The sequence below is a fragment of the Streptomyces sp. NPDC088766 genome (genome assembly GCF_044750845.1).
Taxonomy (GTDB): Bacteria; Actinomycetota; Actinomycetes; order Streptomycetales; family Streptomycetaceae; genus Streptomyces.
Genome location: NZ_JBIVKQ010000003.1, coordinates 176,084 through 188,434, shown reverse-complemented (window position 1 = coordinate 188,434; position 12,351 = coordinate 176,084). Strand labels below are relative to the sequence as shown.

Here is a 12,351-nt window from a genome sequence, read left to right as displayed (position 1 = left end):
GGAGGGCGGACGAGGGCGATGAAGGCATTCCGGTTGGATGAACTGGAGGCGGAGAGAGCCGCCAACGACGGCGCCTACCTGCAATTCCTGCGCGAACGGAACATGTCGGTCGGCCTCTACGCACTCGATGCCGGGACCCACGACCCACAGAACCCGCACAACCAGGACGAGGTCTACTTCGTCGTGAGCGGACGGGCCTCCCTCACGGTCGGTCTGGAGACCACCCAGGTGGCGCGCGGAAGCGTCGTGTACGTGCCGGCCGGAGTGGCCCACAAGTTCCATCACATCAGCGAGGACCTACGGGTTCTGGTGGTGTTCTCGCCGCCGGAGGGCTGAGCGTCTCCGACCGGCAGCGCAGGCGCCGCCTCGGGGTTCCCTCAGGGATCGGTCAGGGAAGGACCGGGGGTGCGCGGCCCCCGCAGGCACCCCCTCGGAACCTAGCATCGACGGCAGGACATCGAAAGATCCGGGCCGTCGGTGGCACCGGACACCGCACAGACGAGGACGAGGACGATGCGAGAGATCTTCGCGGCGCTGCCGTGGTGGGTGAAGTGGGTGGCGGTGCCACTCATCGCGCTGGTCGTGTTCGGCGGCCTCATAGCGAGCGTCGTCGGCTTCGTGATCTACCTGCTCTTCAAGCTGCTGGTCTTCGTGGCACTGGTCGGCGGACTGATCTACGTGGTCCGGAAGTTCACGGCGGGTTCCTCCTCACGCGGCGACTTTTGAGCGGTGCGGGGAGCGGGCGCCGGTAACAGCGATCCCCGGTTCCCTCGGCCGGGGGAAGTTTTCCGGACAGCGGGACCGTCGGCGGTGGCGGGCCGTTAAAGTCGCGAACCCTTCGCGGGGCCACACCCCGCGAGCGGCGCCCCCTCCCTCCCGTGTTCCCCGCACGGACCGCCCTCTCGAACTTCGGGAGTGACCCTTGGCCACGGTTGACACCGCAGCATTCGCGGCACCTCATCCACCCCTCATCCGCACGTGCTCCACCACCCCCCTGCTCCAGCGGCCCGCGGGCGGAGGAGTCCCCGAACAGCCGCAACCCGCGGCGACGCTCATCGGGTCCGTGCAGCGCGCCGTGCGACTGCTGGAATCCGTGGCCCGGCATCACGGCGGGGCCCCGGCGAAGCAACTCGCCCGTGAGACCGGCCTGGCGCTGCCCACGGCGTACCACCTGCTGCGCACCCTCGTGCACGAGGGCTATCTGCGGCGTGACAAGGGGATGTTCTTCCTCGGTGAGGCGGCCGAGCGCCTGGGAGGCAGCGGAGCCGCGCAGAAACGTCGCAGCACCGTGGTCGCCATCCTCGCGCACTGGCGCGATTCGATCGGCGTTCCGGTGTACTACGCCCGCTACCAGGACGGCGAGATCGAAGTCATGTGTGTCTCCGACACCCCGGGCAATCCGGCGGTCGAGGAATGGGCCGACTTCCGCGAGACCGGACACGCGCACGCCATCGGCCAGTGTCTGCTGGCCCAGTTGGACGAGACGTCCCGTCGCGACCACCTGGACCGTTACCCCGTGCAGTCGATCACGCCGTACACCGTGCGGGACGACCACACCCTGCTGCGGCGGCTGGCCCGCATGCGGCGGATGGAGACGGTCGTCGAGCGGCAGGAGTACGCACTGGGCACGGTGTGTGCCGCGATCCCGATCACCGTGGGTGCGACCGCCGCCACGATGGCCATCTCCCTCCCCGCTCATCAGGCCGACCGACTGCCGACGGCGGTACAGCAGTTGCAGAGCGAGGTCGGGCGGATGCTGGGGTCACTTGCTGTCTCTATCAGCATCTGAAAACTTACTCCTTGTGATCTGTTGTGCACGTTCAGCAAGATGCCAGCAGTGTCAGGGGTCGATTCCCGGCCAGTCGACGGCGATGACGGGGTAGGGCGATGCGCGAGTCCGTGCAGGCAGTAGAGGCAGAGGTCATGATGAGCTTTCTCGTCTCAGAGGAGCTCTCTTTCCGCATCCCGGTGGAACTGGGCTACGAGACCTGCGATCCGTACGCCGTACGGCTCACCTTTCATCTGCCCGGTGATGCCCCGGTGACCTGGGCCTTCGGGCGTGAGCTGCTCATCGACGGAGTGGGCAGACCGTGCGGTGAGGGAGACGTGCGGGTCTCGCCGGCCGACCGGGATCTCCTGGGCGAAGTACTGATCCGGCTTCAAGTGGGCTGTGATCATGCGGTGTTCCGCTCTTCGGCGGCTCCGCTCGTGGCCTTCCTCGACCGCACCGACAAGCTGGTCCCGTTGGGGCAGGAGGGCGCTTTCGCCGACTTCGACGCTCATCTCGACGAGGCCTTGGACCGGATCCTGGCGGAGGAACAGAGTGCCGGGTGAGGTCTGGTGGGGACTGGTGGCGCACCGGTGAAGTAACGCTTCTGCTGGAACGGTGACGGCACGCCTGGCGATCGGCCCGCCCCGATCGGCGAAGTGGCGTGCATGAGGAGCATGACGTCCCGGGTGCACGAAGCGCGTCGTGTCCGACGACCCCTTTCGCACACCCGGGAGTGTCAGTGTTTGCGGCGCCTGCCCCGGCCACCCCGAGCGCTCTGCGCGGCCGTACCGGCCGTACCCGCCCCCGGCGCCGCCGGAGCTGCCGCAGTGACGGCGCCCGTACCCGACCGGTCCGCCGACACCACGAGCGCGGCAAGTGCCGTGGTCACCGGAACCGACGCGACCAGACCGATCGAACCGACCAGCGTGCGCACGATCTCCTCGGCGACCAGCTCGCTGTTGGCAACCGTGCCGACGCTGCTCTGCGCGATGGAGAACAGCAGCAGCAGCGGCAGGGCGGCACCGGCGTAGGCCAGGACGAGCGTGTTGACCACGGACGCGATGTGGTCGCGACCGATCCGGATGCCCGCCCGGTACAGCCCCCGCCAGCCCATCGTGGGGTTGGCCTCGTGCAGTTCCCAGACCGCCGACGTCTGGGTGACCGTGACGTCGTCCAGGACACCGAGCGACCCGATGATGACCCCGGCGAGGAGCAGGCCACTCATGTCGATCGTCGGGTACAGGCCGTGGATCAGACCTGTGTTGTCGTCCGTGTTGCCGGTGAGCGCCGCCCAGTCGACGAACCAGGAGCCGAGGACGCCGATCAGCAGCAGGGAGATGAGGGTGCCCAGAACCGCCACGGAGGTGCGGGCCGACAGACCGTGACACAGGTAGAGAGCGATGAGCATGATGGCGCTCGCCCCCACGACCGCCACCGCGAGCGGGTTCGAGCCTTGCAGGATCGCAGGCAGGACGAAGAAGTTCAGCACCATGAAGCTGATCGCCAGCGAGACCAGCGCCATGACACCCCGCAGCCGCCCGACGACCACGACGGCGACGGCGAAGACGAGGGCGAGCAGGGTCAGCGGGACGCGGCGGTCCACGTCGGTCACCGAGTACTGAAGGTCCTTCGGCGCGGAGGGTTCGTAGGCGACCACGACCTTCTGCCCCTCGTGCAGCTGCCGTGACTGGTCCGGCTGGACGATCTCCGTGAAAGTACGGCCCTTGTCCGCGCCGGTGTCCACGCGGATCGTGGCCTTCTTGCAGGTGCCGCTCGCCTGCTGGGCCGCGGAGGAACCTTCAGCGGTGGAGGTGTCGCCGGTGGGGGTGCCGCCCGAGGCGTTCGCCGACGAGCAGCTGATGTTCTCGACGTTGGAGACCGTCGCCCGCTGCGTCTGCCGGTCGAAGCCGACGCCGGTGCGTTCGTGTGCCGGGGCACCGCCGGGCCACAGCACGACCAGACCGGCGAGCACGGCCACCGCGAAGGGGATGAGAACGGCCGCGATGACCTTGCGCAGATGCTTGGAGACGGGGGCGGCCGGGCCATGACTGTGGCTGTGCCCGTGGCCGCCGCCCGGACCGGGGGCATGGCTGCCGTGCCCGCCGCCAGGACCATGTCCGTGACCATGGCCGTCATCTGAACCGTGCCCGTCACCGGGGCCGGGGCCGTTGCCTCCGCCTCCGCCGGAGCCTTGTCCGCCCTCGTTGCCGAAGCCGTACCCGTCGTCGGGCCCCGCACCCAGACCCGGACCGGCACCCGGACCGGCACCCGGACCCGGACGAGGGCCCGATCCGGGAACGGAACCGCCACTGGGGCCGTGCCCCTGCCCCCGCCCGGGGCGTGCGGCGGGAGGAATGCCCGGACCGCGGGGCTGTTCGGGCGGTGGGAACGGAGGATGGGGTGTCGTGGTCACCGCCCGATCATCGCAAGAACGACCGAGGCCCACTGTTCACCGCGCCACAAAGGGCGCTAGCGTGGAGGCACTTTTGCACACGCGGGAGCTCGGAGCACCGGGCTGAGAGGGCGCTGACCTCCGTCTTTGCGATGTTTCACGTGGAACGTCACCTTCACCGAGTGATGTTTCACATGAATCGCCGGCAGACGGAAGCCGCTGCGTCGACCGCTGAACCTGTTACCGGGTAATGCCGGCGTAGGGAGTAGGTCTCATGACCAACAAGGACGCACGCACGCCTGCCTCCGCGCAGACCTCCGACGAGGTCTCTGTCGACGGGGAGGCCGGGAAGTCCATCGGATGGCACAAGGCGTATGTCGAGGGTCCGCGCTCCGACCTGCGCGTGCCGGTCCGTCAGGTGCACCTCACCAACGGGCAGTCGGTCACGCTGTACGACACCTCCGGCCCGTACACCGATCCGCTCGTCGAGACGGACGTCCGCAGGGGGTTGCCGCTTCTGCGGGAGAACTGGGTCATCGCCCGCGGCGACACGGAGGAGTACGCGGGCCGCCCCGTCCGTCCGGAGGACGACGGGATCAAACACACCTCGCCGCGCGGCGGACTGCGCAACCTCGACGCGGTCTTCCCCGGACGGCCCCGCCTGCCGCGCCGTGGCCGGGACGGGCAGGCGGTCACTCAACTCGCCTACGCACGCCGGGGCGAGATCACGCCGGAGATGGAGTACGTGGCCATCCGGGAGAACGTGGAGCCCGAAGTCGTCCGTGAGGAGATCGCGGCCGGACGTGCGGTGCTGCCCGCCAACGTCAACCACCCGGAGATCGAGCCGATGATCATCGGCAAGCGGTTCCTGGTGAAGGTCAACGCCAATATCGGCAACTCGGCGGTGACCTCCTCCATCGAGGAGGAGGTCGAGAAGATGACCTGGGCCACCCGATGGGGCGCCGACACGGTCATGGACCTGTCCACCGGCCGCAACATCCACACCACCCGTGAGTGGGTGCTGCGCAACTCGCCGGTCCCCATCGGCACGGTGCCGCTCTATCAGGCGCTGGAGAAGGTCGACGGCCGGGCGGAGGAGCTGACCTGGGAGATCTACAAGGACACCGTGATCGAGCAGGCCGAGCAGGGCGTGGACTACATGACCGTCCACGCGGGCGTGCGCCTGCCGTACGTCCCGCTGACGGCGAACCGCAAGACCGGCATCGTCTCCCGTGGCGGCTCGATCATGGCCGCGTGGTGCCTGGCCCATCACAAGGAATCGTTCCTCTACGAGAACTTCGAGGAGCTCTGCGAGATCCTCGCGGCCTATGACGTCACGTACTCGCTGGGCGACGGGCTGCGGCCCGGCTCGATCGCGGACGCCAACGACGAGGCCCAGTTCGCGGAGCTGCGCACCCTCGGGGAACTCAACCGCATCGCGAAGCGTTTCCATGTTCAGACCATGATCGAAGGCCCGGGACACGTCCCGATGCACAAGATCAAGGAGAACATCGACCTTCAGCAGGAGATCTGCGATGAGGCTCCGTTCTATACGCTCGGCCCGCTGACGACGGACGTCGCCCCGGCGTACGACCACATCACCTCCGGCATCGGTGCCGCGATGATCGCCTGGTGGGGCACGGCGATGCTCTGTTACGTCACACCCAAGGAACACCTGGGCCTGCCCAACCGTGACGACGTCAAGACCGGCGTCATCACCTACAAGATCGCCGCCCACGCAGCCGACCTCGCCAAGGGGCACCCCGGTGCGCAGGAATGGGACGACGCGCTGTCCGACGCCCGCTTCGAGTTCCGGTGGGAGGACCAGTTCAACCTGGCTCTCGACCCGGACACCGCACGAGAGTTCCACGACGAGACACTGCCGGCCGAACCGGCGAAAACGGCCCACTTCTGCTCGATGTGCGGGCCGAAGTTCTGCTCGATGAAGATCTCCCAAGACATCCGCCGGGAGCACGGAGGCAGTCGGGAGGAGGTCGAGGAGGGAATGGCGCAGAAGTCCAAGGAGTTCGCGGCCGCGGGCAATCGGGTGTATCTGCCGATCGCGGACTGACGCGCGGTAACGGCGCCGCTGCCGTGCCGGTTGGGGCACGGCAGCGGGGCCGCGGTGCTCAGGGCCGGGGGCGGCGCCGGCGGTGGCCGGGCCGAGGGTGGGACGCGGGCGGCCGTTGGTTTCCGTCGGGGGAGGTGTTTCTGGAGTGTGGCTCGGCAGACTGGTGTCATGACAGCGCAATCCATGAGCAAGGGCGCCAATCTGCCGGTCGATGTGCCGTCCGTACGCGTCGAGATCAGCTGGTCCGAACAGGGCGGCGGGCCGGACGTGGACGTATCGGCCCTGCTGCTGACGGCCGCCGGCAAGGTGCGTGACGACGCGGACTTCGTCTTCTACAACCAGCCGCGGCACGCCTCCGGCGCCGTGCGGCATCTGGGGAAGCGGAGCGCCGGCGGCGTCACCACCGACACGGTCGAGGTGGACCTGCGTTCGCTGGAGAGCGTCGTCGCCCGCGTGGAACTGTGCGCGTCCGCCGACGGCGGCACCTTCGGGCAGGTGGCCGGTCTGACGCTCAGGCTGCTCGATGCCGGGGGCTTGGCGGAGTTGGCGCGGTTCGATATGCGGGGGGAGACCGAGACCGCTTTCGTCGGCGGTGAGCTGTACCTGAGGGAGGGGCGCTGGAAGTTCCGGGCGGTCGGACAGGGGTATGCCTCCGGGCTCGCGGGCCTGGCCACCGACTTCGGGATCAGCGTCGATGAGGAGCCCGCCGCCACGGCAGCCGGCCCCGGGGCGTCGTCCGTACGCACGCCTCCGCCGCCTCCACCCGTCGCGCCCGTGTCGCCCCCGCCTCCGTCGGCCGCGCCCTGGCCTCCTCCGGCCGTGCCCACGTCGCCGCCTCCCGCTCCGGCCCCCTCCGCCGCCGTGTCCGCGTCGTCCTCCGGGGGCGCCCGGCTGACCAAGGGAGAGGAACGCCTTCCCGTCGACATGCGCAAGCGGCTGTCCCTGCGCAAGCAACAGGTGGCCGTCAGCCTGAGCAAGCGTGGTGCGGCCGGGGTCAGCGCGCGGGTCGTTCTGGTGCTCGACGCATCGGGGTCCATGTCGTTCCTGTACTCCGGCGGTGTGGTGGCGGACGTGGTCGAACGCATGGCCGCGGTGGCGGCACAGCTCGACGACGACGGCGAGATGCAGGCCTGGACGTTCGCCTCGAACCCGGCCCGGCTGCCGGATCTGCGCCTCGGGGAGCTTCCCGAGTGGCTGCGGCTGCATGTGCGGGTGGGGGAGATCAGCCTGTTCCGGCGGAGCAAGAAGCCGCAGAAAGGGCTGCAACCGGGCCAGGTCGACATGCGCTCGGTCGGCATCCAGAACGAGGAACAGAAGGTCATCGCCCAGGTCAGAGACTTCGTCCGGGCGAACCCGGCGGCAGCTCCGACGCTGGTGCTGTTCTTCTCCGACGGAGGCGTCTACCGCGACGCCGCGATCGAGAAGGAGCTGCGCGCCGCGGTGGAGGAGCCGATCTTCTGGCAGTTCGTCGGACTCGGCCGCTCCAACTACGGCGTCCTCGAGCGGTTCGACACGCTATCCGGCCGACGCGTGGACAACGTGGGCTTCTTCGCCGTCGACGACATCAGCACGGTCCCGGACCCCGAGCTCTACGACCGGCTCCTGTCCGAGTTCCCGCGTTGGCTCACGGCCGCGGGGCAGGCGGGCATCCTCTGACCGGCGGACCGGCGGACCGGCGGACCGGCGGACCGGCGGACCGGCGGACCGGCAGATGGGCCCTCGTCCCTGCCCCGTACGGCTCACGCTCCCCAGGCCGGGGGCGCAAGCCGAGGGCCTATTCCGGCTGGTGCTCGGGGCCTCCGAAGTCCGGGCTGGTGTAGTCCGGGCTGCTGAAGCTCGGGCGGGAGCTGCCCGACGTCCCTTCGTCGGGGCTGCTGAAGCCCGGACGGCCGTAGCCGATCTTTGGCAGACGGCCGGTGGGCGCCGGCGGGGCCGGTGCGGGGTCGAGTGCGGCGCTCGTGCCCGGGTCGGCGAGGGCCTCGCGCAGGAAGGGCAGGATGCCCCGCTCCAGCAGGGCTTCCCGCCAGGCCTCCTTGGCGCGGTCCACCTCCTCGCTCAGTTCGCCGTACGGGCCGGCCTCCAGGGAGGGACGGTTGCGCAGGGCGGTGAGCAGGAGTCCGACGGTCGCGACGAGGATCGCGGCCGCGGCCACCGCCCCGAACGTCCATCCGGTGGTGAGCATCGTCGTGGCGAACGCCGGCTCGGGATCGAGCATCCGCAGGATGTAGCCGACGAGCAGGAAGATCACCGCGGCGGTGCCGGCGAGGACGGGGGTGAGGACGGCGGCGACGGCGACGGCGCCTGCTCCGGCGGCCTCGGCGGCCTGGGCCGCTTCCCCCATGGTGGTGGCGAATCCCATTCCGGCGCCGCCCGGCTCACCGGAGCCGGACTCATGGCCGGCCGAGGAGGGGCTGGACGGCGCCGGATGGCGCAGTTCCTCGCGGACCTTCACGTAGTGCTGGTACTCGGTCGCCGCGGCCGCCGTGATGAGCGCGGAGGCGTTGAGCGCCATGGTGCGCAGTTGTTCGGGGTTGAGCCGCTGTCCCGCAGCGGTCGGTTCCGGGCGGTGTGGTGCGGAGCGCAGCGCCTCGTCGAGGATCCGCTCGTACTCCTGGCGGTCCTCGCTGTGCAGGTGCTGCGGAACGCTGTTCATGTGCATCCCCCGATGCTCCGTAGGGCTTGGGGCTCGCATGCCAACGAGCCGTCGGGCAGAAACGGAGGGGAGCCTGCTACGGATGAACCGATGGTAGAGCGGCGACGGCCCGGGGTGACAGGGGGTTCGCCGAAATTGACCCCTGGCCCACGGCGCCGCCGGGCGGGTCCGACGCGGGCGGCGACGGACCCGGGAACGGTCAGACGGGCAGCGGCAGTTGCTGGACCAGCAGCTTTCCGGCCATCGTCACGCCACCGTCCATCGCGATGGCCAGTCCGTCGGCGTAGACGTGCGGCCCTTCGACCACGGGGCGGGTCGATTCCTCGTCGTCCTCGGAGCCGACTTCGCCCAGCAGATACGGAATCGGGCTGTGGCCGTGAACGATGCGGGTGCCGCCGTACGTATCGAGCAGGGAGCGGACGGCGTCGGAGCCCCCCTCGTCGCGGAAGGAGAAGCGCTTGGTGAACTTGCGGAACAGGTCCCACACCTCGTCCGCGTCGTTACGCGTGATCGTCTCGCGGACGGTGTCGTTGACCGCCTCGATCGAGTCGCCGTAGTCGAGGTAGGCGGTGGTGTCGGAGTGCACGAGCAGATGACCGTCGACCTCCTCCATGGCGTCGAGGCGGGCCATCCACTGGAGGTGGTGGTCCTGGAGGCGGTCCATGTCGGACTTCTGGCCGCCGTTGAGCAGCCAGGCCGCCTGGAAGGTGGCGGTGCCCGCACCGGAGTTGACGGGGGTGTCGCCGAACCGCTTGGCCCCGAGCAGGAGCAGTTCGTGGTTGCCCATGAGGGCCTTGCAGTAACCGCCGGCCGCGGCGGCCTCGGCGGACAGCCGCATCACGAGGTCGATCACGCCGATACCGTCGGGACCGCGGTCGGTGAAGTCGCCGAGGAACCACAGCCGGGCGGTGCCCGCGCACCAGTTGCCCGCCGCGTCGACCAGGCCCTTCTCCCGGAGGGCGGCGACCAGTTCTTCGAGATATCCGTGCACGTCGCCCACGACGAACAGCGGACCGGGGCCGGTGGCGGCCTGCGGAGCCTGGGCGGCGGCCGGGTCGACGGTCACCTGAAGGGTGTCGCCCCGGTTGATGACGGGCAGGTCGCGCTGGGTGGGCGTGTAGCCCTCGGGCGGTTCGAGGGGGTCATCGAGGGGCGGTACCGCGTTCCCCGGATGCACGCTGTGGGCGTACGGACCGGTCTCGTGGACGTATGCGGGCACTCGGAAGTCGCGCACCGTCGCCGTACGCTCCACCTCGGGTCCCTGACCGGCCCCCTGAGTCATCAGACCCCTCCACCATCGCGCCGCATCTGCACCGCTTCGGACTGCATGGTCGCAACGGCCCGCGGTGCCGTGCGCCCATCATAGGAATGCGGATCGTGCCGTGTGATGACCCAGGGGTGGTGAATCGGAGCAAGACTCCTGTTCACCGTGGCTTTCGCCCCGATTGGGCCGGGCTTCGGCAGTACTCGCTCACCCAGTGCACACCGTGCTTACACCCTCGGCCCACGTGGCGTCGGCGTCGCCGCGCCGTCCGGGGGCGTGTTGCGTGGCGGAGCGGGGTGCGGGCGTGGGTTCGGAGTGATCACCCGCCCGACGGATTCCGGGTGGTGCCGGTCGACCTCACCCCGGCTGCCGCCGGCCGATTTTGGGGTCGGCGAGCCGGGAAGCCGCCACCGTCGGCACGGGCGCCTTCGGCGGTCTCGCCCCGGCGGCCTCCGCAAGCCCCGGCCGGCCGTGATCGGACCCATCCGCCCTTGCCTCCGCGGCCGTGCGATCCGCGGATCCTTTGTGGTCGTCCGACCGGTAGAACTCCCGCGGCCGTCCGGCGCGCGGATCCTCCGTGGCCGTTCGACCGGCGGGGCAGTCGCAGGCTCGCCCCTACGGCCCCCGCCCGGAACCGGAATCAGGTCGTCCGACCTGGCTTGGCCCTCCGACCCGTGCACCCCGCCGATCGACCGCATGTTCCTACTTCTCGTCCGGCACCCGGGGCGGGCTGACCGTCGTGCGCGGTGAACGTCGTTGGGACGAGGTACGCACGATCAGTTCCGTCGGTATCACCTGCTCGACCGGCCGGTCGGACTCGACGCCCTCGATCGCGTCGATGAGGAGCTGCACCACCGCGGTGCCGATGCGCCGGGGCTTCAGCGACAGCGTGGTGATGGGCGGTTCGGTGTTGGCGTAGACGGTGGACTCGCTGCAGCACACCAGCAGCAGGTCCTCCGGTACGCGCAGGCCGTAGCGGCGGGCGGCGGCGAGGAGATCGGTGCCGTTGGGATCGAACAGGCCGTAGACGGCGTCGGGGCGGTCGGGCCGGGCCAGCAGCCGGTCGGCGGCGACGGCGCCCGCGCACGGATCGTGGGCGGGGTAGGCCTCGTAGACAGGGTCCTGGCCGACGCGCTCGCACCAGTGCAGATACGCGCTGGTCGACAGGTGGGTGTAGGTGTCGGTGGTGGTGCCGGTGAGGAGGCCGATACGGCGGGCGCCGGCGGCTGCCAGATGGTCGAGGATGTCGAGGACGGCCGCCTCGTGGTCGTTGTCCACCCACGCGGTGACCGGGAGCGGACCGGCCGGACGGCCGTCGGAGACGACCGGTAACCCCTGCCGGACGAGTTCGCCGACCACCGGATCCTGGTCGGACGGGTCGATGACGACCGTGCCGTCCAGGGCGACGTTCGACCACACGTCGTGGCGCGAGGTCGCGGGGAGGATGACGAGGGCGTAGCCGCGGGCGAGTGCGGCGGAGGTGGCGGCCCGCGCCATCTCGGCGAAGTACGCGAACTCGGTGAAGGTGAAAGGTTCATCCCCGTAGGTGGTCACGGTCAGACCGATGAGGCCCGACTTGCCGGTACGGAGGGTTCGGGCCGCGGCCGAGGGGCGATAACCCAGTCGTTCGGCGACCTCGCGGACGTGGCGTCGGGTGGCGTCCGGGAGCCTGCCCTTGCCGTTGAGGGCATCGGAGACGGTCGTGATGGAGACTCCGGCGGCGGCGGCCACGTCCCTGATGCCCGCTCGGCCCGGCCGGTTGCCTCGGCGTGAGGTTTCCGCGCGGCTCACCTGGTGCTTCCCTGCTGCTGTCATGGCGAGCCGATAGTAGGGCTCATCCGGTGGGGTAGGGCGGACGCATATGCACGCATTGACAGGCACGTTTCTGCATGGCCAGAAGGGATCAAATGCCTTGGAAAGTAAGGCAGTTGATCCTTTCTGCGTCAGGACGTGGCGTGTGGGAAGGGATGAGCCTGTCGAGGCACCGATGTTTCGAAGAGGTCTCAACTCACCTGCACGAGGGATGCGCGCCACGGCGCGAGCCACCGGCGCGTAGATATATGTACGGCGCGCCCCCAGCGTGCACGCCTTCGCCCGCCTTCGTGTGGGGATGCCGCTGATGTGTGTGGTGCGTGGCGGCCTGGCACGGGTTTCGCCGAGGGAGGTCCGTCTCCAGCTGTACGCACGCGGGCCGAATCCT

At 69.7% G+C, this 12,351-nt stretch carries 10 protein-coding genes and 1 riboswitch; of the genes, 6 read left to right on the top strand and 4 right to left on the bottom strand.

What is annotated here, in order from left to right:
* The first annotated feature begins 18 nt into the window (after window positions 1-18).
* The 4 genes from ACIP5W_RS06125 to ACIP5W_RS06110 all read left to right on the top strand — a co-directional run bounded on the left by ACIP5W_RS06125 (window position 19) and on the right by ACIP5W_RS06110 (window position 2,334).
* On the top strand, window positions 19-336 hold the full coding sequence (locus ACIP5W_RS06125; RefSeq protein ID WP_401467416.1) for a cupin domain-containing protein: 318 nt from the start codon (window positions 19-21) through the stop codon (window positions 334-336).
* Window positions 337-513: 177 nt separating this feature from the next.
* Complete coding sequence (locus ACIP5W_RS06120) at window positions 514-726, top strand: DUF5326 family protein (RefSeq protein WP_401467413.1); 213 nt, start codon at window positions 514-516, stop codon at window positions 724-726.
* Window positions 727-922: 196 nt separating this feature from the next.
* Window positions 923-1,789 (top strand): IclR family transcriptional regulator, encoded by an 867-nt coding sequence (locus ACIP5W_RS06115; protein ID WP_401467410.1) that lies wholly within the window; start codon window positions 923-925, stop codon window positions 1,787-1,789.
* Window positions 1,790-1,887: 98 nt separating this feature from the next.
* Complete coding sequence (locus tag ACIP5W_RS06110) at window positions 1,888-2,334, top strand: SsgA family sporulation/cell division regulator (RefSeq protein WP_401467407.1); 447 nt, start codon at window positions 1,888-1,890, stop codon at window positions 2,332-2,334.
* A 173-nt stretch (window positions 2,335-2,507) separates the two neighbouring features.
* Here ACIP5W_RS06110 and ACIP5W_RS06105 read toward each other — a convergent pair whose 3' ends face one another.
* Window positions 2,508-4,184: a YibE/F family protein gene (locus ACIP5W_RS06105; protein WP_401467404.1), complete on the bottom strand. Its 1,677-nt coding sequence runs from the start codon at window positions 4,182-4,184 to the stop codon at window positions 2,508-2,510.
* A gap of 71 nt (window positions 4,185-4,255) precedes the next feature.
* A riboswitch (TPP riboswitch) is annotated at window positions 4,256-4,445 on the top strand.
* Here ACIP5W_RS06105 and thiC point away from each other — a divergent pair.
* Together thiC and ACIP5W_RS06095 are read left to right on the top strand one after the other, a co-directional pair.
* Window positions 4,438-6,234 carry a phosphomethylpyrimidine synthase ThiC gene (gene thiC, locus ACIP5W_RS06100; protein ID WP_401467401.1) on the top strand — a complete coding sequence of 599 codons (1,797 nt, stop codon included), beginning with the start codon at window positions 4,438-4,440 and terminating at the stop codon, window positions 6,232-6,234. It overlaps the preceding riboswitch by 8 nt.
* Window positions 6,235-6,402: 168 nt before the next feature.
* Window positions 6,403-7,890: a VWA domain-containing protein gene (locus ACIP5W_RS06095; RefSeq protein ID WP_401467398.1), complete on the top strand. Its 1,488-nt coding sequence runs from the start codon at window positions 6,403-6,405 to the stop codon at window positions 7,888-7,890.
* A 118-nt stretch (window positions 7,891-8,008) separates the two neighbouring features.
* Here ACIP5W_RS06095 and ACIP5W_RS06090 read toward each other — a convergent pair whose 3' ends face one another.
* From ACIP5W_RS06090 to ACIP5W_RS06080, 3 genes are all read right to left on the bottom strand, one after another.
* Complete coding sequence (locus ACIP5W_RS06090; protein WP_401467395.1) at window positions 8,009-8,893, bottom strand: hypothetical protein; 885 nt, start codon at window positions 8,891-8,893, stop codon at window positions 8,009-8,011.
* Window positions 8,894-9,086: 193 nt separating this feature from the next.
* Window positions 9,087-10,169 carry a metallophosphoesterase gene (locus ACIP5W_RS06085; protein ID WP_401467392.1) on the bottom strand — a complete coding sequence of 361 codons (1,083 nt, stop codon included), beginning with the start codon at window positions 10,167-10,169 and terminating at the stop codon, window positions 9,087-9,089.
* A gap of 684 nt (window positions 10,170-10,853) precedes the next feature.
* On the bottom strand, window positions 10,854-11,966 hold the full coding sequence (locus ACIP5W_RS06080) for a LacI family DNA-binding transcriptional regulator (RefSeq protein ID WP_363092346.1): 1,113 nt from the start codon (window positions 11,964-11,966) through the stop codon (window positions 10,854-10,856).
* Window positions 11,967-12,351 lie beyond the last annotated feature (385 nt).

What these genes read in the sequence shown, in the direction of transcription:
- ACIP5W_RS06125 (WP_401467416.1), top strand. Translation starts at nt 19, where the DNA reads ATGAAGGCATTCCGGTTGGATGAACTGGAGGCGGAGAGAGCCGCCAAC.
- ACIP5W_RS06120 (WP_401467413.1), top strand. Translation starts at nt 514, where the DNA reads ATGCGAGAGATCTTCGCGGCGCTGCCGTGGTGGGTGAAGTGGGTGGCG.
- ACIP5W_RS06110 (WP_401467407.1), top strand. Translation starts at nt 1,888, where the DNA reads ATGCGCGAGTCCGTGCAGGCAGTAGAGGCAGAGGTCATGATGAGCTTT.
- thiC (WP_401467401.1), top strand. Translation starts at nt 4,438, where the DNA reads ATGACCAACAAGGACGCACGCACGCCTGCCTCCGCGCAGACCTCCGAC.
- ACIP5W_RS06095 (WP_401467398.1), top strand. Translation starts at nt 6,403, where the DNA reads ATGACAGCGCAATCCATGAGCAAGGGCGCCAATCTGCCGGTCGATGTG.
- ACIP5W_RS06090 (WP_401467395.1), bottom strand. Translation starts at nt 8,893, where the DNA reads ATGCACATGAACAGCGTTCCGCAGCACCTGCACAGCGAGGACCGCCAG.
- ACIP5W_RS06085 (WP_401467392.1), bottom strand. Translation starts at nt 10,169, where the DNA reads ATGACTCAGGGGGCCGGTCAGGGACCCGAGGTGGAGCGTACGGCGACG.
- ACIP5W_RS06080 (WP_363092346.1), bottom strand. Translation starts at nt 11,966, where the DNA reads ATGACAGCAGCAGGGAAGCACCAGGTGAGCCGCGCGGAAACCTCACGC.